This is a genomic window from Hymenobacter roseosalivarius DSM 11622 (assembly GCF_900176135.1).
In the GTDB taxonomy this organism is placed as follows: Bacteria; Bacteroidota; Bacteroidia; order Cytophagales; family Hymenobacteraceae; genus Hymenobacter; species Hymenobacter roseosalivarius.
Window position 1 is genome coordinate 39,044 of record NZ_FWWW01000104.1, and the last position, 22,104, is coordinate 61,147.

A 22,104-nucleotide genomic window follows, 5' to 3' on the forward strand; every position below is an offset into this window, starting at 1 on the left:
CCAGCTGCGCCTGCGGCACGGCGTCTCCTCCTCAGCTGAGGAGGAGAGCTTCGTTCTATATACTCGCGCTCAGTTTCTCTCCTATTGCTTCGGCCAGTTTCAATGCTTTGCGCAGGGCGGCTAGCTTATGATGAACTTCGTTTAGCTCGGAGTTGATATCGGAGGCGGCTACTACACCGGCGCCGGCCTGGTAGTGGAGTTGGTTGCCGGTGCTCAGGAAGGAGCGGATCATAATGGCGTGATTGAAGTCGTCGTTGAAGCCCAGGTAGCCCAGGGCACCGCCGTAGTAGCCACGTCCTGTTGGTTCGAGGCGGTCGATGAGCTGCATGGCGCTGTGCTTGGGGGCGCCGGAGAGCGTGCCGGCCGGGAAGGTATCGGCTACTACTTGCAGGGGCGAGGCATCGGGGGCCAGGGTGGCGGTTACTTCGCTTACCAGGTGAATGACGTGCGAGTAATATTGGATTTCGCGAAAGACTTTCACCTTCACTTCGTCGCCGTGGCGGGCCAGGTCGTTGCGGGCCAGGTCAACCAGCATCGTGTGCTCGGCATTTTCTTTGGGGTCAGCGGCTAGCTTTTGGGCGAGAGCGGCATCCTCGGCGTCGTGGCCGGTGCGGCGGAAAGTGCCGGCAATGGGAAACAGGCTGGCCGCGCGGCCTTTGATCAGCAGCTGGGTTTCGGGCGAGGAGCCGAAGATTTTGAAGTTGCCGTAGTCGAAGTAAAACAGGTACGGCGAGGGATTCACCGAGCGCAGGGCGCGGTACACGTTGAACTCATCGCCCAAAAATCCCTGCGAAAAGCGGCGCGACAACACGATCTGAAACACGTCGCCTTTACGGCAATGATCTTGGCCGGCAGCCAGCTTTTCCAGAAACTCCTCGTCCGTGAGGTTAGTGGTCTCCTCCCCTACCGGCGCGAAGCCAAACTCCGGCAAACTCGGGTTGCGCACCAGATTTACTAGCCGCGTCAGGCCGTCGTGGTCGGTGGGCTCGTCGGCGGGCGAGTGCTCGAACACAAACAGCTCATTGCGGAAGTGATTGATGGCAATCACGTAGCGGTAAGTGCCGTAGATGATGTCTGGAATCTGGCCAGCAGATTCTTTAGCGGGGTTCAGCGTGAGGTCTTCGAAATACTGCACGGCTTCGTAGCCCATGTAGCCAAAAAGCCCCCCAGTGATAAAATCGAACTCGCTTTTCTCGGTTTGGAAGCGACCGGCGAATTCGCGCAGGCGGTCTAAAGCTAGACGAGGCTGGGCCAGCGTTTCGGTGGCGACGGTGCCATCCGGAAACGTCTGGCGCAGTTCGCTCCGGCTTAGCTCAAAGCGCGCCAGCGGGTCGCAGGCCAGGTAGCTGAACGCGTTTTGCTGACCGTGATAGTCGGAGCTTTCCAGCAGCAGGCAGTTGGAGTATTGGTCGCGCAGACGCAGGTAGAGGCCTACGGGCGTTACGGTGTCGGCCAGCAGGCGTACGTGGCGGGTTTTGAGGGCGTAAGTAGGTTGCGGCAAGTTATTCATGAGAAGCGGAAGCATTTTGACGGTGAGCAACGAGTACTGTTTCGGACCACCGGGAAACAAAAAAGCCCGGCGGGTGGCCGGGCTTTCCTTTATGTTCGATGCGAGGTTCATTATACAATTGACCTTACCGCACGCACAGGTTTTCCCGTCCGGAGTTTCGGAGAGGCCACCACCATGCTTGCGAAGTCATTGAGAAATTCATTGCCAGAAGAATAAGGCGTTTGTGCCGCAAAGATAAGCGCCCGTTTGTAACGCGCAAGTTTTTTCGTAGCGCGGAGTGGCCCTCCGCGCTACCTGCCCTTTTTATACAGCCACTGATACGCGGCTGGAAACTCCCGCCGCCAGAACCATTCAGCGTGTTTGCCATCGGCCACTGCCCGGTAACTAATATTGGAGGCTTTAACCCCACTATTCTTCAGCGAATCCCGCATAGCAGCCATCAGCGGCACCATTGTTTCGCCTTCCTGCATACCAGCCACGAAGTAGAATCGCATCAGCTGCCGCAGCCGAGCCTGCTGCATATACCTGAACAGAGAGTCCTGGGCAAACCAAAAAGCCGGCGAAAACACGCCAACCTTGCTGAACACCTGCGGGTATTTCAGACCGGCATATAACGAAATCAGCCCGCCCATAGAGGAGCCGGCTATGCCCGTATGTTGCCGGCTTTTTAAGGTCCGATATTGCGCATCAATGTAGGGCTTAAGGGTTTGCACCATGAACTCCAGGTAAGCGTCGCCCTGTCCGCCGCCATACTTTGCATTGCGCCAGGGCGATAGCTCATCCAGACGATTTGCCCCACCGTGGTCTACGGCCACCACGATGCAGCCGGCATCCTGCCCCGCCAGCTGCAGCTGACGCAGGGTTTCATCCACGCCCCACTCGCCACTGAAGCCGGTGAACTCGTCGAACACATTCTGGCCATCGTGGAGGTAAAGCACGGGGTAGCGGCGGTGACTGGTGGCGTAGTCGTTGGGCAAATACACCCACACGCGGCGTTTGCGGTTAAGCTGGGGCATCAGAAACGAGTCGGCCAACACGGTCACATTGGGCGTGAGCGTGTGCTGCTTCACCGGCGCGCCGCCGGCCAGGTCCTGCCAGTTACTGATGTCGTGCGTTACGATTTTGCCCCCCGAGGCCGTGTAAGCGCGGTTTTCCACAGCTTTATTGGCCGCATCCGTTTCCACCGTTTCCCAGGAGCCACGCGTAAACTTGTATTCGAAATTATCGAGGCCGGGGGGCAAAATCAGCTGGTAGCTGCCATCGGCGTTTTTGGTGAGGGCGTGGGGGGCATTTTTCGGGTTCCAGTTATTAAAAGAGCCCGCTACGTAGAGCACGGCCCCGGCGGGCGTATTGGCCGGCACGCGGGTCACGCGCAGCGTAGTCTGGGCCCGGCTGGCGCTGCTCCAGAGCAGCAAAAATACTACAAAAAAGAAGATGCGCATAGAAAGGTTAACGGCGAAGCTGTTTCCGCCGTCGGGACGGGCTTGAAAGGGCCACGAAGATATAATTTTCGCCTTACTCTCTCCGGTGCTGTTGAAAAATGAAATAATGCTATTACCTTTTAGCACAAACGATTGTGTAAAGCAGCTGCCTTTATTCTTTCCAAGCCCTCCTAAATAAGGCATAATCATGCCTTAAACCCACTCTTCGCGTATGCGCATTCGTTTGCTTGCTCTTCTGCTTCTTCTCACTCTCCCGACCGCGTTTTCGGGGTTGCCGGCGGTAGCGCAGGCAGGCCCGCGTCAGCCTGAGGGCGACGTGTTTGTGGATAAGCAGGGCGTGCTGCGCTGGCAGAAGTCTAAGCAGGAAGTAGCCTTGTTTGGCGTCAACTACACCACGCCCTTCGCTCACGCTTACCGGGCGCACCAGCGCGTGGGCGCCAACCACGAACAGGCTATTCGGCAGGACGTGTACCACCTCTCACGGCTGGGACTCGATGCGTTTCGAGTACACGTCTGGGACGTGGAAATCACGGATACGTTGGGCAATCTGCGGGAAAATGAGCATTTGAAGCTGCTCGATTTTCTGGTGGCTGAGCTCAAGCAGCGTGGCATCAAAATCATCCTGACGCCCATTGCTTACTGGAACAACGGCTACCCGGAGCCCGACACCGGCACAGGCTTTTCCAGCATCTACTCCAAAGCCCAGGCCTACACCAACCCGCGCGCTATCCTGGCCCAGGAACGGTATCTGACCCAATTTCTGAACCACCGCAACCTGTACACCAGGTAGCTCAACCGGGAAGACCCGGATATCATTGCCTACGAGGTCTGTAACGAGCCTAAATACAGCAAGCCCGAAGCGCCGGTCACGGCCTTTGCCAACCGCATGGCTCAGGCCATCCGGGCCACGGGCTGCCGCAAGCCGGTGTTCTACAACATTGCCGAAAGCCCCGACGTGTACGACGCCATTCTGAATGCCAGCGTGGATGGGGTCACCTTTCAGTGGTATCCGCAGGGACTGGTGAGCGGGCACGCCCTGCGCGGCAATTTTCTGCCTTATGTTGACGAGTATCCGATTCCGTTTTGCACGGATAAGCGCTTTATCAGCAAGGCTAAAATGGTGTATGAGTTCGAGTCGGCCGACATCATCCAGCCGATTATGTATCCGTTTATGGCGCGCAGCTTCCGGGCGGCGGGTTTTCAGTGGGCCACGCAGTTTGCCTACGACCCCATGGCCATTGCCTTCGCTAATAACGGCCGCACCCAGGTGCTGCCCATGACCACCACCAGCTACGCTACCGTCGAGGCCACCGTGCCCGCTGAGCTGGCGTATCCGGGGCTGCTGCGCTACTGGATTGTGCTGCGCAAAGGGCAACAGGCACTCACCTTTCCTGGCGGCTTCGCGGGCCAGCCCCGCGACTGGAATTATCATCACGCCGAGAGTTTTTCGGTGCCCATCGTAGCCAAAGACACGCCGTTGCCGCTGTTCCGCGCCAGCCTAGATAAAGATCAGGTGGAGGCGCGCGGCATTGCCAGCACCGCTTGGACGGACTACGTGACCACGCCCGCCGGCGAGCTGGCCCTGCGCCTAGTGGTAGGCCAGCCAAAGTTGGGGCAGGCGAAACCCAGCGCAGGACCCGGTCCCTCGGCGGCATTGCGTGCTTATTTCGGTCATAAGCTGGCCGGGCGAACAACGGAAGTAGCCGGCTTTACAGAAGTAATCGTGAAGGCTCAGGCCAACCAACCCGCCACCAGCGTGAAAGTGGTGCTGATGACCAAAGACGCCACCGCGTACTCGGCCATGGTGCAGCTCGGAGCGGAGGAGCGGGAGCTGCGGATTCCGCTCACCGCGTTTCGCCCGGATGCGTTGCTGCTGCTGCCCCGCTCCTACCCCGGCTTTTTGCCCCTTACTTATCAGTCAGCCAACCAACCGGCTACCCTCAAATTGACGGAGGCAGAGGTTCTACAAGTGGTGCTCGAGGGTGTTGCTCCGGCCAGTGGCCAGCTGTACGTTGACCTCGAATCCGTTTATCTCCAGTAAGATATATGTCCATTATTTCGGTGCTTTCACCTACTCTTTCGCGCTTGGCTTCCGGCTTGCTGCTGGTAGCGGCGCTGAGTCAGTGTACCAGCAAGAATCAGACAGCCAGCCTGACAACGACCGTAGATTTCAATCAGGACTGGCAGTTCGTGAAGGATATTGATACTGTCGTGACGGCTCCGTTTTTCGCCAAAACGGCCGACAGCACCGTGCCGTGGACGGCCGTATCGTTGCCGCACACGGCCCAAATTGAGCCCGGGGTGACCGACAAAAAGCAGTGGCAGGGTACCTGCTTCTACCGCAAGTTTTTTCAGGTGCCAGCGGCCGATTCCAATAAGCGGGTGGCGCTGCATTTCGGGGCCGCCATGCACACGGCCGACGTATATCTGAATGAAAAGCGCCTTCAGCGGCATCTGGGGGGGCTATTTACCATTCACAGTCGATGTGTCGCGCCAGCTTAAGTATGGCCAGGAAAACTGCTTGTTGGTGAAGCTCAACAACCAGGACAACCCCGCCGTGCCGCCCGGTAAGCCCCTGAAAGACCTCGATTTTAACTTTTACAGCGGACTGTACCGGTGGGTGGAATTGCGGGTGCAGGACAAAGTGTACATCACCGACCCCGTGCAGACCGGACGCGTGGCGGGTGGGGGCATTTTGGTCCATTATGAAAACGTGAACTCAAAGTCGGCCATGCTGCGGGTGCAAACCGAAGTACAGAACGATGCCGCTCAGACGCAGAAGGCGCAGGTTCGCGCTATCCTGCTCGACGCAAAAGGAGCCGAAGTAGGCAGAGTTGAAAGCGAAGCGGCCGGCATTGCCGCCGGGGCATTTGGGCGGATAGAGCAGCAGCTCACAGTTACGAGGCCGCAGCTGTGGTCACCAGAGCAGCCTTACTTATATGAGCTGGTGGTAGAAGTGCTGCATCCGTTTCGCCACCGACGGCTTTTATCTGAACGGCCAGAAGCTGCGCCTGCGCGGCACCAACCGTCACCAGGAATATCCATACCTAGGCTATGCCTTATCGGATAACGCCCAGTACCGCGACGCCTGGCAGATCCGGGAGGCTGGGTTCAACTTCGTGCGCTGCTCCCATTATCCGCCCTCATCCGCCTTTCTACGGGCCTGCGACGAGCTGGGCATACTGGTGATGAATTCCATTCCGGGCTGGCAGTTTTTTGGCGATGCCGAGTTTCAGAAAAACAGCCTCCAGGACGTGCGCGACATGGTGCGCCGCGACCGTAACCACCCCAGCATCGTGCTCTGGGAGTCGTCGTTGAATGAGACGGACATGAGCAAGCCCTACATGGAGCAGACCCATCAGGCTGTCCATCAGGAGCTGCCTTGGAAAGAAGGCGTATATACTTGCGGCTGGCTGGATTATGCCTACGACGTGTTCATTCCGGCCCGCCAGCACCGCAAAGTCCCCGAATATTGGAACAAGTGTGACGGCCAGAAGCCGCTTTTCTTGTGCGAATACGGCGATTGGGAGTACTACGCCCACAACGCTGGCTTCAACCAAACGGCCTACGCGGGCCTGAAAGAATCGGAGCGCACCTCGCGCCAGCTGCGCGGGCAAGGCGAGCGAGCCTTGGCCCAGCAGGCCCTCAACTTTCAGGAAGCCCACAACGACAACTACCGCAGCCCCGCCGTCGGCGACGCCAACTGGCTGATGTTCGACTACAAGCGCGGGTACGCCCCGGATATTGAGTCATCGGGCGTAGCCGATATTTTCCGGCTGCCGAAGTTCGCTTACTACTTCTACCAAAGCCAGTACGGCCCCGTAAATGCCCCCCACGGCTTCGGCAAGTCCATGGTTTTTATTGCTAATTATTGGCAGCCGACTTCCAGCAAGCAGGTAGTGGTGTACAGCAACTGCGACGAAGTGGAATTGTCGCTCAACGGTAAAGTAATAGCCCGGCAGCGGCCGGATAAAAACACGTTTTCCGACCAGCTTCCCCACCCGCCGTTTACCTTCACGCTACCGGCTTTCTCGCCCGGCACGCTGCGGGCCGTGGGCTACTATCAGGGCAAAGCCGCCGCTCAGACCGAGCGGCGCACGCCCGGCGTCCCAAAGAGCATCAAGCTGTCTTATGCCCGCCACGGCAAAGACCTAGCCGCCGGCCAGAACGACGCGGTATTCGTGTACGCCGCGGTGGTAGATGCTAACGGCACCGTGATACCGGACGCAGCTACCGCCGTTCGCTTTTCCACGCAAGGCCTTGAGCTGATTGGTGATAACCCGGTAAAAGCGGAAGCGGGCATTGCTACTATTTTACTAAAAATGCCCCCCCGGCGCTAAAGACGCTCAAGTTCGGGCGGATGCTTCGGGCCTTGCTGGCGGCTCGCTTAAAGTAATGAGCAGCAATTAGGTCTTCAACTACTACCGGAACCTACTATCCCGAAATGCGGTAGTGCAGGCCCGCAGAGAACATACAAGGATACTGGTCAGCGTAAATCTCAGGTCAATACAGGCAAAGGCTGGTTGTAATTTTTATGTGCTGCCCAAGCGGCGGCCTTGCTTTCCAGTGAAAAAGTAAAGCCAGTTAACATTGGATTTTTTGATGTCAAAACTTTACCTTGCGTAGTTTATTAACCCTTTTGTAATGGAAGAGCAAAGATATAAGCATTCGTAAAATAGTCCGCCGGCTATATTTATTCTTGCTTTTTCTCGCTCTTTCTCTTTTGCTTGCCCGGTCCCCAACCGGTTTATTTATTCCCACTCCAAACATTTTTTCAATGAAACACCCTTACTTGCCGAAACTACTGTTTCTGCTATTGTTCATCTGCGCTGGTTTTACCAGTGCCTTCGCGCAGACCGGCACCGTGAGTGGCCGCGTTCTGGATGAGCAAAAAGAAGGGCTACCCGGCGTGACTGTGCTGATTGAAGGCACTTCCCTAGGTAACTCGACGAATGCCGATGGCACTTTCGCGATCCAAAACGTGCCGGCTGGCGCGCAGACGCTGGTCGTGTCGTTTATCGGCTACACCAGTCAGCGTCTGCCCGTAACCGTAACGGCGGGCCAGAACACGGAAATCAACGCCACCCTGGGCGAGAATACGACCCTGCTCAACGAGGCCGTAGTCGTCGGCTACGGCACCCAGCGCCGGCAGGACGTGACAGGCTCCGTGGCAACGGTTAGCTCCAAGGACTTCGTGCAGGGGCAGATCACCAACCCCGAGCAGCTCGTGCAGGGCAAAATCGCGGGCGTGAGCATTACTACCGGCGGTGGTTCCCCCGGCGCGGGGTCGGCCGTTCGCATTCGCGGCAACTCGTCGCTGAACGCCAACAATGACCCCTTATATGTAATCGACGGCGTTCCGGTAGACAAGGGCGGAATCGCGGGAGCGTCCAATCCCCTCTCGCTTATCAACCCCAACGATATCGAGAGCGTGACGGTGTTGAAGGATGCCTCGGCCACGGCCATTTATGGCAACCGCGCCTCCAACGGCGTCATTCTCATCACCACAAAGCGCGGCCTGCAGGGTGAGAAGCTGACGGTTAACTTCTCCTCGCAGACGTCGGCTTCCGTGCGCGCCAACACCTACGACGTGCTCAGCGCCCAACAGTTCGGCGACATCGTGCGGGCCAATGGCGCGGAGTCGCAGATTGCCACGCTGGGTACCACCTCCACCAACTGGCAGAACGAAATCTTCCGGACAGCCGCCACTTTCGACAACAATATCAGCCTGACCGGCAGCGCGGGCAAAATCCCCTTTCGCGTGTCCTACGGCAACCTCTATCAGGATGGCATCGTCATCACGAACAACCTGAAGCGCAACAGCGGCTCCGTGAGCTTGTCCCCAATGCTGTTTAATGACCACCTGCGCGTGGATATAAACGCCAAAGGCACCTTGGTCAACAACCGGTTTGTTGATAACGGGCAGATTGGTAATGCCGTCCTTTTTGACCCCACGCAGCCCGTGCGGGTGGAGGGTGCCGATGGGGCTCAGCTTGCTCCTTTTGGGGGCTACTTCCAGTACCTCCAGCCCAACGGCAGCCCCCTGGGCCTGGCTCCCGGCAACCCGGTAGCGGCCCTCAACAACACCAACAACGTCAGTGACGTGAAGCGCCTGATTGGCAACGTGCAGCTCGACTACAAAATCCACGGGGTAGAAGGGTTGCGGGCCAACCTGAACCTGGGGACCGACATTTCGCGTGGTGATGGCTCAACTACCATTCAACCCACGGACTTCGGCAACTTCAACCCGACTGGTGGTGGCGACCCCAACCTGAGCGGGCGCTTCACGCAATACAATCAGCGCAAGGATATGCGCCTGCTGGAAGCTTATCTGGCTTATAGCAAGCAGCTGGGCAGCGTGAAGCTGGACGTGCAGGGCGGCCACTCCTACCAGGACTTCGTCAATCAGGGCGACAACTTCCTACCCTTACGCTTCGACCGCGCCACGCTCGTGAACCCCACCGACGTGCTGACTGTGCCGGGCTATTACAACCGCCTGGTCCTGCTTTCCTACTTCGGCCGCGCCAACCTCAACGTAAAAGACCGCTACCTGCTGACGGCTACCGTCCGCAACGACAGAACGTCGCGCTTCGAGGAAGGCAATAGGAGCGGCGTATTTCCGGCCGTAGGCCTGGGCTGGCGCATCAAGGAGGAGCAGTTTCTGGCTGACAACAACACCGTTTCGGAGCTGAAGCTGCGCGCGGGCTGGGGCCGCACCGGCCAGCAGGACATTGGCGGCGTGTATGATTACCTGCCGCGCTACGTGACCAGCAACGCCGGGGCGCAATATCAGTTTGGCTCCGAGTTTGTGACCACCCAGCGCCCTTCGGGCTACAACCGCGACCTGACCTGGGAAACGACCACTACCTGGAACTACGGACTTGACTACGGCTTTCTCGACAACCGCATCTCGGGTGCCATCGACGTGTACCAGCGCAACACGACCGACCTGCTGGCCGTGGTAAACGTGCCGGCCGGGGCCAACCTGACCAACCTGCTGGCCTCCAACATTGGCTCTTTGCGCAACCGCGGTATTGAGTTCAGCATCAACGGCAGCCCGGTTCGCTCCGAAGCCTGGAACGTGGATCTTAACTTCAATGTGGCTTACAACGAGAATAAAATTACCGGGCTGGGGCCGCAGCAATCCGACTTTGCCGGCTACCTCGTAGGTGGCATTCCGGGCGGTACGGGCAGCACCATTCAGGTTCACTCCGTAGGCTTTCCTTCCAGTGCGTTCTACGTGCGCCAGCAAGTATACGACCCCAATGGCCGGCCGCTGCAGGGCGTATATGTTGACCGTAACGCCGATGGTCTCAGCAGCGACGGCGACCTGTACCGCTATAAGCAGCCGGCTCCCCTGGCCGTGCTGGGTTTCTCGTCCAATGTGTCCTACAACAAGCTAAGTCTGTCTTTCCTGCTGCGGGGCAACGTGGGCAACTACGTATATAACTCCGCGGCCGCCAACCTGGCCAACTTCGCCAATGCCCAAAGCTCCACCGGCTTTCTGACCAACCTGCCCACCGACATCAATAGCACGGGCTTCACCCGGCAGCAGCTGTTTGCCGACTATTACATTCGCAACGGCTCTTTCCTGCGGGGCGAGAACGTGACGCTGGGCTACAATGTTGGTAGCGTACTCAACGAAAAAATCAACCTTCGCCTGTCCGCCGCTGTTCAGAATGTGTTCCTGATTACGAAGTATGATGGCCTTGACCCCGAGATTTTTGGCGGTGTCGACAACAACTTTTATCCCCGTGCCCGCACCTTCACTTTTGGCGTCAACGCCAGCTTCTAACATACTCCCCCATGACTAAATATCTCATTCGCGGACTGGTCGTTGCGGCCACGGGTCTGGCACTGGCCGCGGGCACCAGCTCCTGCACCAAAGACCTAGATCAGCAACCTAAGTTCGAGCCGACGCCTGATAAGGTGTACGTTGACCTCAATGGCTACCGGCAGGTACTGGCCAAACTCTACGCGGGCTTCGCCGTGACGGGCCAGCAAGGCCCAGCCGGCGGCGGCGACATCGGCGGTATCGACGAAGGCACTTCCGACTACCTGCGCCAGTACTGGAGCGCCCAGGTGCTCTCTACTGACGAGGCCGTGGTGGCCTGGAACGACCCCGGTGTGCAAGACTGGCACAATATGAACTGGACGGCCGGCGGGCCGCTGATTCGGGGTCTTTATTACCGCATCTACTATCAGATTGCCATCTGCAACGAGTTTCTGCGGGAGGCTTCGGATAGCCGGATGACGGCGCGCCTGAGCGCCGCCGACGTGGCAGTGGCCCGGCAGTTTCGGGCCGAGGCCCGGTTTCTGCGCGCCGTAGCTTACATGCACGCCATGGACCTATACGGCAACGGCCCCTTCGTAACCGAGAACGACCCGATAGGCACCTTTCAGCCCCCTTACTACACCCGCCAGCAGTTTTTCACCTTTATCGAGCAGGAGCTGACGGCCCTAAGCGCGGACCCGGATTTCGCCGAGCCTCGCACCAACGAGTACGCGCGGGTGGATAAGGCCGCCGCCTGGGCCATGCTGGCCCGTCTTTACCTGAATGCGCAGGTGTACACGGGCACCCAGCGCTACACGGATGCTGCCACCCAGGCCAAGAAGGTGATTGACGCGGGCTACACCCTCTCTACTACCCCGGCCGGCAACGTGGCCTCGGCTTACGGCCGACTCTTCCTGGCTGACAACAACACGGCTTCGGCCCGCTCGGAAATCATCTGGCCCATTGCTTTCGACGTGAATAATACGCAGAGCTTTGGCGGTACTACGTTTCTGGTAAATGCTGCCACGGGCAACTCGGCTTCCTGGCAGGGCAAAGTAGGCCAGACCGTGGGCTGGCAGGGCCTTCGCACGACGCGCGCCCTGTTCAACCTTTTCCCGGACACCGCGGCCGACACCCGTGGCCGCTTCTGGACGACGGGCCAATCGTTGGAAATCACCGATTTGTCGCAGTTCAACCAGGGCTTTGGCGTACTTAAGTTCCGCAACGTGACTTCTACCGGAGCCGCCCAGGGCGGAGCCCAGAATCAGTCGAGTATCGACTTTCCCATGATTCGCCTGGCCGAGGTAATGCTCACCTACGCCGAGGCGGTGGTGCGCGGCGGCACCGGCGACCGGGCTCTGGCCCTGAGCTACGTAAATCAGATTCGGGCGCGGGCCTTCAACAACCGCGCGGGCAGCGCCATCACGGCCGCCCAGCTCACGCCGGAGTTTCTGCTCGACGAGCGGGGCCGGGAACTGTACTGGGAAGGCTACCGCCGTACCGACCTCATTCGCTACAACCGCTTCGTGGAGGGCACCTACCTCTGGCCTTGGAAAGGGGGCGTAGCGGGCGGTCGCGGAGTAGATGCCTTCCGGGTCCTGTACCCGCTGCCCTCCTCCGACCTGTCAGTTAACCAGAATCTGAAGCAGAACCCAGGCTACAACTAGCCGAACCTTTTGGGAGCCGGTTTCCTTATCGGGGAAGCCGGCTCCTGCTGGTACATACTTAACTTTAACCTCAGCTTTTCCATGAAAACCTGGATCACTCAAACAGCCCTCGGCCTGGTCGCGTTTGCGGCCGTAGCCCTCACTTCCTGCGAGAAGGATGAAACCAGGGTGATGCTCAACATGGGGGCCGCCCCCGCCCTTACCGCTTCGGCCTCCAACGCCGTTCTGCGCAGGGACGATGCTGCCAAGGAAGCCGTTACCTACTCTTGGACCCCGGCTACGTACGGCTACCAGGCGGCCGTCGCGTACACCTTGCAGTTCGACAAAAGAGGCAACGACTTCAAAGCGCCCAAGGATATTGACGCTGGCAGCGCACTGACCAAAACCCTGACCGTGGCCGAAGTTAACAGCATCTTCACGGATTTGAAGCTGCCTGCCGGCACACCGGCCCAGCTCGACGTGCGGGTAAAGTCGTCGGTGGGTGCCAGCGTGGAGGCGCTGATGTCAGCCGCTACTTCGCTGGCCGGTACGCCCTACGAGTCGCGGGAGGTGCCCAAGGATACCTGGGCCCTGATTGGCCCGGCCGGCATAAGCTGGGATACGGACGTGGTGATGACCTACAATTTTGATGAGAAGGTCTGGACTATTACCACCGACCTGAAAGCTGATTTTTTCAAGTTCCGCGCCAACAAGAAATGGGATCTGAACCTGGGTGCTCTTGCCAAAAATGCCCCCTCGGCTTCCGGGCCGCTAAAAACCGGTGGCGAAGACATCAAAAACTCGGAGGTCGGCAACTACACCATCAAGCTGAAATTTGATGAGGCTGAGCCAAACAAATCGACTTATACTATCAAGAAGAACTAAGAGCTTCCGCTTAGCTTCTTACTAAAAACAGAAAGGCCATCGTACCGTACGATGGCCTTTCTGTCTTAACGTGGTCAGGCTTGCAAGGTAGCTGGAGGGCTTTTTTACGTTGCGATACCACTATTTCCGGGGTAGCTCAGACAAACTCAACCCGCTCCATGCAAAATGACTGACCACCAACATTTCTCTTTTTCTCAACTCATTTGCAGCAACTGGTAGCGTAGGAGGTATGAACAGTAAATTAAGCTGGCGGTCATGCAGCGCAACGCGAAGCAACTCGCTCGCAGCCGTTACCAAGCTAACTGTCATGCTGAGGCTCCCCGCAGTCGCTCGGCTGGGCCGAGTGAGGTCTATGCCCCAGCAGCTATGCTGCGCGCGCCTGCATCACCCATGCCGTTCGGTATTTATTGCGCATACGTTTGCAGACGGATTCGCGGCGCAGCCGCTCAGGCGCAGGCCTCACTCAGCCCAGCCGAGCGAATGCGGCATACAGCAGGGAAATCCAGCAGGGCAAAACAGAAAAGGCCGACCATAATGGCCGGCCTTTTTGCAAAATAGTTGACTTAGCTGTGTTTTACTCTACTATCACCTTCTGGCTGGTGGCCTGACTGCCTACTTGCAGCTTCACGTAGTAAGCACCCGCCGACAGGTTATCGAGCGCGTAACTGTGCCGGCCGGCCGACTGCTGCTCACTGGACAAAGTACGCACGAGCTGACCGATACCATTGTAAACGTCCAGAGAAACGCTTTGCTTGCCGCTTAACACGTTGTACTCCACCTTGGCCGCGCCGCGGCTGGGGTTGGGATACACTGAGAAGCCCAGCTTGGAAGCTACCTCGCTGCGGTTAGACAGCACGGTGAGAGTGGCGCTGCCCACGGTCAGGGTGCCGGCCTGGGTGCCAGGGATGGTCGTGAAGTTCGCGGTAGCGGCCGATCCTACGTTTTCGGAGGTAGCAGGCACCGGGTTACGCTGCGGGATGAAGTCAGTAGAGAGGAAGCTGCCGTCCTGGTTGTTCTGCACAGCGAAGATGCGTACGACCCCGCCAGCGGCAGGAATGCCCATCGCCACGCGGCTTACCATAATTTCCAGACCATTGCTGGGGGCGTTGCCATTGCTGGCAAAGCCGGGGTTGGCCGACAGATTAGCGCTGCTGTTGTAAGCCACCATGGCACCGGCGAAGGGAGCCAAAGCACCCGTAGCGACGATGGTACCGGGTGTACCCGTGGTATTGAGAGGAGTAGAGCCCGTCAGCACAGCGGCCGTAGCGGCCGTGGCGGAGGTGTAAGCGATGCCATCTACCTGTACCTGATTGCCGGCCCCGGTTCCTTTGATTCCGATACCCAGATCAGCTGCCAGATCCAGCGCGGCCGTCATACCGGCAAAGGAGGTGCCGACTGCCGGCGCGGTAACGGCGGCGGGGGCTGGCAGGCGGGTGCCTACTGATACCCCATCGGTCGCGCCGGGCCGGTCAATAAACAACTGAATGGAGTTTTTTACGTCGCTCGCGTTGTTTTCCAGCGTTCCGGCTAGAAAGAAGTACAGATTCGTCGCGTCGGAGGCGGCGTACAAAGCCAGTAAGCCAGCGTCGCCGAAACCCCGGTTGCCTGTATAACGGCCTACGAGCTGATAGCCGTTGGCACTTACTTCCGTAGCGGCCAACTGTCCGTTGACTGTAATGGGGGCCTGCGCCTGGGCGTCAAGTGAAGTAGCGGTGAGGACACCAGCCGCTGCCAGAGTAAATAATTTTTTCATGAAAGGGTGATTGAAGTGAAAAAAGGGGAAAGTGAGATGAAGACAGGCAAGCTACTGTACTGGCATTTTACATAGGAAAAGTACGATTTACCTAACAATAAAACAAGCCGGGAACACACGAAATGGGTACGGCAGCCAAGGAAGGAAGTTTCGTTCTTCGCTGCGGCTTTTTTAAGTAGCAGGAAGTCAGCAGTTGCCTACCGCTTACGCCCTGATTACGAATACGCTTAGGCCTCGGCCAGCGGGCCGCGGGCAATTACGGCCCCAGGCAACGGCACATTTCTGACGCGGGGTTTTTTTCTACGGAAATCTTTTCCGTGTTTCGCCACCGTTTTCTCCGGTTCTCGTTTCTACTGCGCGGGGGTTCCGCATTGGCCGTGGGCCTTTTCCACTTAGCTCTTTTCCTATGATAATCATTGCTGACGGTGGCTCCACCAAAACCAACTGGTGCCTCATTGACGACGCGGGTACGCGCATCAACTTCAACACGGAAGGCTACAACCCCGACTTCATTGATACGGCAGGTATTCAGGCCTCGCTCCAGCAGAATCTGCCTGATACGCTAGAGCTGGAGAAGATAGCGGAAGTGCATTACTACGGCGCGGGCATCTCATCGGCGAAGAAGGCGGAGATAGTGGCGGCGGCTATGCGGGCGGTGTTTACAAGAGCTAAAGTGGTGGTAGACCACGATTTGCTGGCCGCCGCGCGGGCGCTGCTGGGCACCAAGCCCGGCTTCGCAGCTATCCTGGGTACGGGTACCAATTCCTGTATTTATGACGGCAAAGAAGTAGCCGTGAACGTCGATTCGCTGGGGTATTTTCTGGGCGATGAGGGCAGCGGCTCCTACATCGGCAAGCGGCTGCTGCGCGACTATCTGCGCGGTTTCCTACCCGATGGTTTGCAGGAGAATTTCCGCGAAACCTACGGCCTCACCCGCGACGAGATTTTGGACCGCTTGTACAATCAGCCGCTGCCCAACCGCTTCCTGGCCAGCTTCGCCAAGTATGCTTACGACCATAACAACGTGAGCTACTGCCGCGAAATCGTGCTCGATGGGTTCAAGGCTTTCTTTGATAACCTGGTAACAAAGTACCCCAACTACCAGAACTATACGTTCAACTGCATCGGCTCGGTGGGCTATAACTTCCGCGATGCACTGATTCAGGTAGCCAAAAGCCACGATATGGAAGTGGGCAAAATCATCCGCTCCCCTATCGATGACTTGGTAGATTATCACACGGTGCTTACCAAATAAGGCGTGTAGCACGAGCACATCGAAGGGGGATTGAAAGTGTCATCCTGGATTATGTGGCGTCAAACAAAAAGAGCGGCCCCGATAATGGGGCCGCTCTTTTTGTTTGACGCTGGGGGGCTTTTTAGTGCTGCACTACCAGGCGCGTGGTTTGAATTTGTTCGCCGGTGCTCAGACGCACCAGATATACGCCATTGGCCAAGCCAGTCAGGGAAACGGGCAGCTCATGCGCACCAACAGATTGCCGAGGTGTAGCTGGCAACGTGCGCACGGCAGCCCCAAGCAGATTGGTAATGGTAATGGTAACCGGGGAAGCCGTCTTCAGCTCATAGCGGAGCGTGGCCGTAGCCGTGGCCGGATTGGGCGCGGCCGTAAGACGCAGCGCCGTGGTATTGCTTGGGCCACGCGTGGCCAGCACAGTAGTCGGCCGATTAATCAGGCGGGAGGTATATACAGCGTACTCGCCGGGCTGTAGCGTCAGATTAGCCGTGGGGTTTGTTACGCTGAGCGTCATGCCAGTCAGGTAGTTATACCAGGTGCCGGCCTGCTGAAACTCCGGGTTAACCGATTGGGGCACGATATCGAAGTTGCCAATCACTGTCACCTTCAGGTTGTCATCCTGCAAGTGAATGGTTTTGACGGCCCCAACTACACTCTGGGTGAAGTTGGTGGTTTCAAATACGGGCTCGTTCTTTTTCAGCGCAATCAGGCTGGCGTACACATTATACAGCTTCCGCCGCTCCTGCACCTCGCGATAATCCCAGCGGATCGGCTTATTGGCTGTTCGGCAGTCATCCTTTATGGTACCGTCGGGGCAGCGGTTGATAGAGAAGTCGTAGCCCAGTTCTCCGAACTGCCACACCATTTTAGGACCAGGCACCGTGAAGAAGAAGGCAGCGGCGGCCTCGTTACGAGCCAGGGCTACATTGATGCTCTTGGTATCGTAGGTAGCGGTAGCGGCCCCAAAGGATATATTTTTGAACATCAGGCGCTCCTCATCATGGCTTTCCATGTAGCTCACCAGGTGTGGCTGCTCCCAGTTGCGGTTGCGGTAGTACGTGCCACTGAAGTCCGACTTGTCGCCGGTGTTGTAGCCCATGGTGGCTTCGTTGTATTTATCGGTCATTTTGCCCCACAGCATCATGCCGTAGTCGGCCAGTATCTTCTCCTCGTCGTTGTCGCTCAGGTGCTCCAGAATGCAGTACACGTTGGGGTCAATGGTGCGAAGCTGGTCGTAGATGTTCTTCCAGATGGCAATGCGCGAGTCGTCGCGGCGGCCCCAGGCGGCTACATCATTGGGATTGTTGCGCTGGGTGAAGCCCTTTGATAAGTCGTAGCGGTAGCCATCAATACGGTATTCCTGGAGCCAGAATTCGTTTACCCGCTCCACGAAATACTTCGTGAACGGGCTTTCGTGATTGAAGTCGTAGCCCACGTTGAAGGGATGCGTGGCGGCCCGGTTAAACCACGGACTGGCGGCCGAAGGTGCACCGCCCTCAAAATACAGCTGCGCCATCGGCGACTGCCCGAAGGAATGATTCAGCACCATATCGATGATAACGGCTATTCCGCGCTTGTGGCACTCGTCCACGAAACGCTTGAGGTCGTCTTTGGTGCCGTAGTACTTATCGGGGGTGAAGTAGAAAGAGGGATTGTAGCCCCAGCTTTCGTTGCCCTCAAACTCATTGATGGGCATCAGCTCAATGGCATTTACGCCCAGGCGTTGCAGGTAGCTGAGCGTATCGGTGAGGGTTTTGTAGTCGTGGCGCGCAATAAAATCACGCACCAGCAGCTCGTACACTACCAGGTCGGTACGCTTGGGCTTGGCGAAGTTGTTTACCTGCCACTGGTATTCCGTCTGACCCGATTTGAAAGTGGAAACAATGCCGGTAGTTTTGCCGGTGGGGTATTGTAGCTGGGCTGTCGGGTAAGTTGCATCCGGGATAAAGCGGTCATTATTCGGGTCGAGCACTTTCTGGGTGTACGGATCGGCGATGCGTAAGGTGCCGTCTACCAGATACTGGTAGGCGTACTCCCGGCCCGGTGTCAGGTTATCAAGCTGAATCCACCAGCGGCCATTGCTGCTGTTGTCGGGCGTATTGTCGGTAGCGCTTACGGGCGTACGCTTCAGAGTTGATGCGGTGCCGGATTGCCAGTCATTGAAGTCTCCAATAGCGTGGATAAACTGTTTGTTGGGAGCCGTCAGGCTCAAGATCACTGAAGCACCGCCATTCAGGTACGTGACGCCGTCCTTCTTAGCGCCAGCAGGCAGAGCAGCAACGGTCGCGGCCTCGCGGGTTTGGACGGTTAGCTGGGTCTCAGCAGTAGAGTTAGCATCGGTGGCCGTGAGACGAAGGGTGTTGGCTCCCGGCTGCGTAAGCGTTACGCTTCTTGATATGGTGGTGGCATTCGGCTCAGTCGCTCCCAGCTGTACGCCATTCAGAAACAGGGCCAGGGTAGCAGGTAGCGCTGAGGTACCCGTGACGGTAGTGGGCGTATTCAGCACAAAGAAATTGCTCCCTGCGCCAGTCGGAGCAGTAAAGCGCAGGTTAAACTTGTCCTGAGCTACGTCCACTAAGATGTCGCCGCTGGGTCCGCGCCCCACCTTGCTGCCATCCGCGTTTTTAAAGATCATGCCCAGCCGATAGATTTTCGTGCCGGCCGGGATGGGATAGAATGTATTAGGCGTGAAGGTGATCGTATACACGTTGGCGTTGGTAGCCGAGCGCGTCATCTTGGCCGCCGCATCCGGCTGATTAAAATTGGGACTTTTCACGTTGCTCCAGGTCGTGCCGGTAGGACTGTCGGTAATGACCCCGGTCCAGATGTAAACGTCGCCCGCGAAGTTGGCCAGCTCCGCGTTGCCCTGGGCAGCATTGAAAGTGATAGTTACCGGCTCGGAAGCCAGAAACAGGGCCGGTTGGGTGGTTACCTGAGCATGAGCCGCGTGTGCGCCCATAAGCAGCACGATCAGGCTAAAAAAAAGTCGAAGTGTTTTCATTGAAAAAAACGAACGTTTGATTGGTGGAATTACAGGGAAGCTAAACAGGCGATACTACTCCGCTCAATTCAACATTTCCATGGCATAGGACTAAAGGTACATAACTGGGCTTTATCCAGGCCTGTGGCCGGAGGTATTTGTTCGTAGCTTTGATTTTCCGGCCCTGGCGGTCAGTGGTTGTTGCATGACGCTCTCTTTTAAATCTTCTGTACGTGCCGGGTGGTGGCTACTGCTTCTGTTGGTAGCGGGGAGCCTGCTACCAACACGCTGCCTGGCCCAGGGCACTGCCGATACGGTTCTGCTCACGCCTGCTTCTGCTCAATTGCGTCGCTCCGACACCGCCCAACAGAGCCACCGCTTGCCCGTGCTGGCGGGCGGCTTGGCCCTGAGCTACACGGGCCTGGTATATGGGCTAAGCAAAGGCTGGTACACCGGCGAGCGGACCAGCTTTCACTGGTTCGATGACAGCCGGGAATGGAAGCAACTGGACAAGGCGGGGCACTTCTGGGGGGCTTTTCACGAGAGCCGCGGCGCTGTAGACATGCTGCGCTGGGCCGGCGTCCCCGATCGGAAGGCGCTTTGGTACGGGGGATTCGTGGGCTTTCTGCTCCAAAGTCCTCTGGAGCTGCTCGACGGCCGCGACCCGGCCTATGGCGCCTCGGCTTATGATCTGGGGGCCAATTTTCTGGGCTCGGCCGGGCTTATCGCGCAGCAGCTGGCGTGGAATGAAGTTCGCATTATGCCCAAATATTCTTTCCGAACTACCCGCTACGCGGCCCTGCGGCCCAATGTACTAGGCAAAACCCTGGCTGAGCAATACCTGAAAGACTATAATGGCCACACCTACTGGCTCTGCGCCGATGTAGCCGCGTGGCTGCCGCAGGAAAGCAAATGGCCCAAGTGGCTGCAACCGGCCGTAGGTTTTGGCGCGCAGGAGATGGTGTTCAACGACCCGGCTGCCAACGCGGTTTTGGGTCTGAATGCCTACCGGCAGTACTATTTGAGCTTTGATGTGAACCTGATGCGCATCCCCACGCGCAGCAAATTTCTGAAGCGCGTGTTCTACGTGGCCAGTATTTTTCATTTGCCCGCCCCGGCCCTTGAGTATAACTCGCGGCGCGGCCTGGTACTACATGGGCTGTATTATTAAACCCTGACGGCGACCGTAGCAGCAGTAGTTACCTACTCCATGATGCGTTAGGGATTTTGATAACCGAATTGGTTGTTAGAAGCTAGCCGCTTTGTTCAGGCTAAGCCAGATTGGTCTCGCGGCAGTCTTTCCTGCCTACCTTGCATGGGCCAGCCTTATATTTCATTTCAATTCCCAAAACACCCCTAATATGAACGTAGGAGACCGAGTACGCCTGCTTACGGGCCGCGAGGAAGGCATCATCACCCGCCTACTCGCCAACGACTTGGTAGAAGTCGCTATTGATAATGACTTTACAATTCCAGTATTGCGCCGCGAAGTGGTAGTGGTAGCTGCCGAGGAGCAGAAAGCTTTCGGGCAAAGTGCCGCCTCCGTAGCCGCCGAGCGCCAAGCCGCAGCCAGCGCGCCACGGCCCGATTTTGCCTCCCAGAAGCCAGACGCGCCGGCCAGCAATAACCTGGGGGGCAAAAAGGCCGACAAGGAGCCGGAGCCGCCCCGTGCTCAAAAAGGCCTGTACCTTGCCCTCAGCCACCAGTCGCCGGAGCTACTGGCCGTGCAGCTCATCAACAATACCGATACCGATTTGCTGTTCACGTATGGCGAGGAGCGCGAGGAGAAATATCGGGGCCTGCTCTCCGATAAGCTCGGGCCCAAAGAAGCGAGTAAGCCGCTGGCTCATCTGCACCTCAAGGACTTTGAGCAGTGGCCCGCCGCCGTGGTGCAGCTCCTGCCCCACCGCCTGAACGGGGACACGGCGTTTGAGCTACTCACCAAGCGTCTGTCGTTTCGGGCTAATAGCTTCTATACCAGTCGCCAGCCCGCGCCCATTTTGCAGAAGGAAACCTACCTCTTTCAGCTTGATGAAAAACCCGCCGCGCCCATAGCCCCCGAGAAACTGGCTGAGAAGCTGCAAGCCCAGCTCACCGGCAACGCGCCTGCGAAGCCCGCGGCGGTAGTCCCTATCCCGGAGCCTGCCAAAACTATTCTGCCTCCCTCGCACGAAGTCGATCTGCACCTCGAACAGCTAAACCCCGACGCCGTAACCCTCGATCCGCCGCTCACCAACACGGCGATTCTGCGCTTACAGCTTGATGCCTTTGAGGATGCGCTGAGCCGCGCTTTGGCTACCAATATGCACGAAATCGTGTTCATTCATGGTACCGGTAACGGCACGCTGCGTAAGGAAATTCACAAAAATCTGAGCCGCAACCGGGACATCAAGTTCTTTGAAGATGCCCAGAAAGAGAAGTTTGGCTACGGCGCGACGCTGGTGCGACTGAAGTAAGAATCAGATAGCTCGCCGGAGCCACCGTCGGATTAGAAAAGCGCCCCGTACCCGGAACTTTACATCTTGGGCACGGGGTGCTTCTCTGGGGGCAATTTAAGCGGGAAACAAGCGACCAGAATATCCGTCATTCGAGCTGTCCCAAGCGTTTTTTTAGTCAGACTTTAGTTGGTGCGGTGCCGCGGGGAGTGAGGCTGACAGAACGGCTTTGGTCAGGCCGCGTTTAGGCTGGGCCCTCCTAATCTGCTATGCCTCCTGTTTGTTAATATCTTAACTATCAATTACATACAAAATAAAAACATTAAATTAAATACGTAATATACTTGATGTTAATCCTAGTTGCTGCTATCTTTCTCTTCTTGGAAATACGGCGTCGTATAGCTGGTTTGGCTTGATTACAAGCTTC

Annotated in this window: 15 protein-coding genes; 11 read left to right on the forward strand and 4 right to left on the reverse strand. The window is 57.5% G+C overall.

Annotation, left to right across the window (positions count from 1 at the left end):
- Positions 1 to 55: 55 nt before the first annotated feature.
- Both B9A24_RS20410 and B9A24_RS20415 read right to left on the reverse strand, forming a co-directional pair.
- Positions 56 to 1,510 (reverse strand): anthranilate synthase component I family protein, encoded by a 1,455-nt coding sequence (locus B9A24_RS20410; protein WP_084447929.1) that lies wholly within the window; start codon positions 1,508 to 1,510, stop codon positions 56 to 58.
- Positions 1,511 to 1,800: 290 nt separating this feature from the next.
- Complete coding sequence (locus tag B9A24_RS20415; RefSeq protein WP_159452121.1) at positions 1,801 to 2,952, reverse strand: alpha/beta hydrolase-fold protein; 1,152 nt, start codon at positions 2,950 to 2,952, stop codon at positions 1,801 to 1,803.
- Positions 2,953 to 3,163: 211 nt separating this feature from the next.
- On the opposite strand from B9A24_RS20415, the gene B9A24_RS20420 reads away from it, so the two are divergent.
- The 8 genes from B9A24_RS20420 (at position 3,164) to B9A24_RS20445 (ending at position 13,257) form a co-directional block, all read left to right on the forward strand.
- Complete coding sequence (locus B9A24_RS20420) at positions 3,164 to 3,742, forward strand: hypothetical protein (protein WP_143435133.1); 579 nt, start codon at positions 3,164 to 3,166, stop codon at positions 3,740 to 3,742.
- Positions 3,743 to 3,838: 96 nt separating this feature from the next.
- Positions 3,839 to 4,993 carry a hypothetical protein gene (locus B9A24_RS20425; protein WP_084447877.1) on the forward strand — a complete coding sequence of 385 codons (1,155 nt, stop codon included), beginning with the start codon at positions 3,839 to 3,841 and terminating at the stop codon, positions 4,991 to 4,993.
- 5 nt (positions 4,994 to 4,998) lie between these two features.
- Positions 4,999 to 5,454 (forward strand): hypothetical protein, encoded by a 456-nt coding sequence (locus tag B9A24_RS22470; protein ID WP_200813982.1) that lies wholly within the window; start codon positions 4,999 to 5,001, stop codon positions 5,452 to 5,454.
- On the forward strand, positions 5,384 to 6,022 hold the full coding sequence (locus B9A24_RS22475; protein WP_200813983.1) for a glycoside hydrolase family 2 protein: 639 nt from the start codon (positions 5,384 to 5,386) through the stop codon (positions 6,020 to 6,022). Before B9A24_RS22470 ends, B9A24_RS22475 begins: the two co-directional genes overlap by 71 nt.
- Positions 5,964 to 7,292: a glycoside hydrolase family 2 TIM barrel-domain containing protein gene (locus B9A24_RS22480; RefSeq protein WP_234997584.1), complete on the forward strand. Its 1,329-nt coding sequence runs from the start codon at positions 5,964 to 5,966 to the stop codon at positions 7,290 to 7,292. The genes B9A24_RS22475 and B9A24_RS22480 overlap by 59 nt, the downstream gene beginning before the upstream one ends.
- Before the next feature lie 437 nt (positions 7,293 to 7,729).
- The gene (locus B9A24_RS20435) at positions 7,730 to 10,747 is read left to right on the forward strand and encodes a SusC/RagA family TonB-linked outer membrane protein (RefSeq protein WP_084447878.1); all 3,018 of its coding nucleotides are present in this window, start codon (positions 7,730 to 7,732) and stop codon (positions 10,745 to 10,747) included.
- Positions 10,748 to 10,758: 11 nt separating this feature from the next.
- On the forward strand, positions 10,759 to 12,393 hold the full coding sequence (locus tag B9A24_RS20440) for a RagB/SusD family nutrient uptake outer membrane protein (RefSeq protein ID WP_084447879.1): 1,635 nt from the start codon (positions 10,759 to 10,761) through the stop codon (positions 12,391 to 12,393).
- A gap of 81 nt (positions 12,394 to 12,474) precedes the next feature.
- Complete coding sequence (locus B9A24_RS20445) at positions 12,475 to 13,257, forward strand: SusE domain-containing protein (protein ID WP_084447880.1); 783 nt, start codon at positions 12,475 to 12,477, stop codon at positions 13,255 to 13,257.
- Between the two features lie 574 nt (positions 13,258 to 13,831).
- On the opposite strand, the gene B9A24_RS20450 is transcribed toward B9A24_RS20445, so the two are convergent.
- Positions 13,832 to 15,010, reverse strand: coding sequence for a T9SS type A sorting domain-containing protein (locus B9A24_RS20450; RefSeq protein ID WP_084447881.1), 1,179 nt, complete (start codon positions 15,008 to 15,010; stop codon positions 13,832 to 13,834).
- A 406-nt stretch (positions 15,011 to 15,416) separates the two neighbouring features.
- Here B9A24_RS20450 and B9A24_RS20455 point away from each other — a divergent pair, with 406 nt between their 5' ends.
- Positions 15,417 to 16,265, forward strand: a complete 849-nt coding sequence (locus tag B9A24_RS20455) for an N-acetylglucosamine kinase (RefSeq protein ID WP_084447882.1) — start codon at positions 15,417 to 15,419, stop codon at positions 16,263 to 16,265.
- 121 nt (positions 16,266 to 16,386) lie between these two features.
- On the opposite strand, the gene B9A24_RS20460 is transcribed toward B9A24_RS20455, so the two are convergent.
- Positions 16,387 to 19,263 (reverse strand): DUF4961 domain-containing protein, encoded by a 2,877-nt coding sequence (locus B9A24_RS20460; protein ID WP_234997567.1) that lies wholly within the window; start codon positions 19,261 to 19,263, stop codon positions 16,387 to 16,389.
- A 184-nt stretch (positions 19,264 to 19,447) separates the two neighbouring features.
- Between B9A24_RS20460 and B9A24_RS20465 the strand changes: the two genes are divergently transcribed.
- Both B9A24_RS20465 and B9A24_RS20470 read left to right on the forward strand, forming a co-directional pair.
- Positions 19,448 to 20,413, forward strand: a complete 966-nt coding sequence (locus B9A24_RS20465; RefSeq protein WP_234997569.1) for a YfiM family protein — start codon at positions 19,448 to 19,450, stop codon at positions 20,411 to 20,413.
- Between the two features lie 190 nt (positions 20,414 to 20,603).
- Positions 20,604 to 21,698: a Smr/MutS family protein gene (locus B9A24_RS20470; protein ID WP_084447883.1), complete on the forward strand. Its 1,095-nt coding sequence runs from the start codon at positions 20,604 to 20,606 to the stop codon at positions 21,696 to 21,698.
- Positions 21,699 to 22,104: the final 406 nt, after the last annotated feature.

What these genes read in the sequence shown, in the direction of transcription:
- B9A24_RS20460 (WP_234997567.1), bottom strand. Translation starts at nt 19,263, where the DNA reads ATGAAAACACTTCGACTTTTTTTTAGCCTGATCGTGCTGCTTATGGGC.
- B9A24_RS20415 (WP_159452121.1), bottom strand. Translation starts at nt 2,952, where the DNA reads ATGCGCATCTTCTTTTTTGTAGTATTTTTGCTGCTCTGGAGCAGCGCC.
- B9A24_RS20450 (WP_084447881.1), bottom strand. Translation starts at nt 15,010, where the DNA reads ATGAAAAAATTATTTACTCTGGCAGCGGCTGGTGTCCTCACCGCTACT.
- B9A24_RS20465 (WP_234997569.1), top strand. Translation starts at nt 19,448, where the DNA reads ATGACGCTCTCTTTTAAATCTTCTGTACGTGCCGGGTGGTGGCTACTG.
- B9A24_RS20445 (WP_084447880.1), top strand. Translation starts at nt 12,475, where the DNA reads ATGAAAACCTGGATCACTCAAACAGCCCTCGGCCTGGTCGCGTTTGCG.
- B9A24_RS20435 (WP_084447878.1), top strand. Translation starts at nt 7,730, where the DNA reads ATGAAACACCCTTACTTGCCGAAACTACTGTTTCTGCTATTGTTCATC.
- B9A24_RS20420 (WP_143435133.1), top strand. Translation starts at nt 3,164, where the DNA reads ATGCGCATTCGTTTGCTTGCTCTTCTGCTTCTTCTCACTCTCCCGACC.
- B9A24_RS20440 (WP_084447879.1), top strand. Translation starts at nt 10,759, where the DNA reads ATGACTAAATATCTCATTCGCGGACTGGTCGTTGCGGCCACGGGTCTG.
- B9A24_RS20470 (WP_084447883.1), top strand. Translation starts at nt 20,604, where the DNA reads ATGAACGTAGGAGACCGAGTACGCCTGCTTACGGGCCGCGAGGAAGGC.
- B9A24_RS22475 (WP_200813983.1), top strand. Translation starts at nt 5,384, where the DNA reads ATGAAAAGCGCCTTCAGCGGCATCTGGGGGGGCTATTTACCATTCACA.
- B9A24_RS20455 (WP_084447882.1), top strand. Translation starts at nt 15,417, where the DNA reads ATGATAATCATTGCTGACGGTGGCTCCACCAAAACCAACTGGTGCCTC.
- B9A24_RS20410 (WP_084447929.1), bottom strand. Translation starts at nt 1,510, where the DNA reads ATGAATAACTTGCCGCAACCTACTTACGCCCTCAAAACCCGCCACGTA.
- B9A24_RS20425 (WP_084447877.1), top strand. Translation starts at nt 3,839, where the DNA reads ATGGCTCAGGCCATCCGGGCCACGGGCTGCCGCAAGCCGGTGTTCTAC.
- B9A24_RS22470 (WP_200813982.1), top strand. Translation starts at nt 4,999, where the DNA reads ATGTCCATTATTTCGGTGCTTTCACCTACTCTTTCGCGCTTGGCTTCC.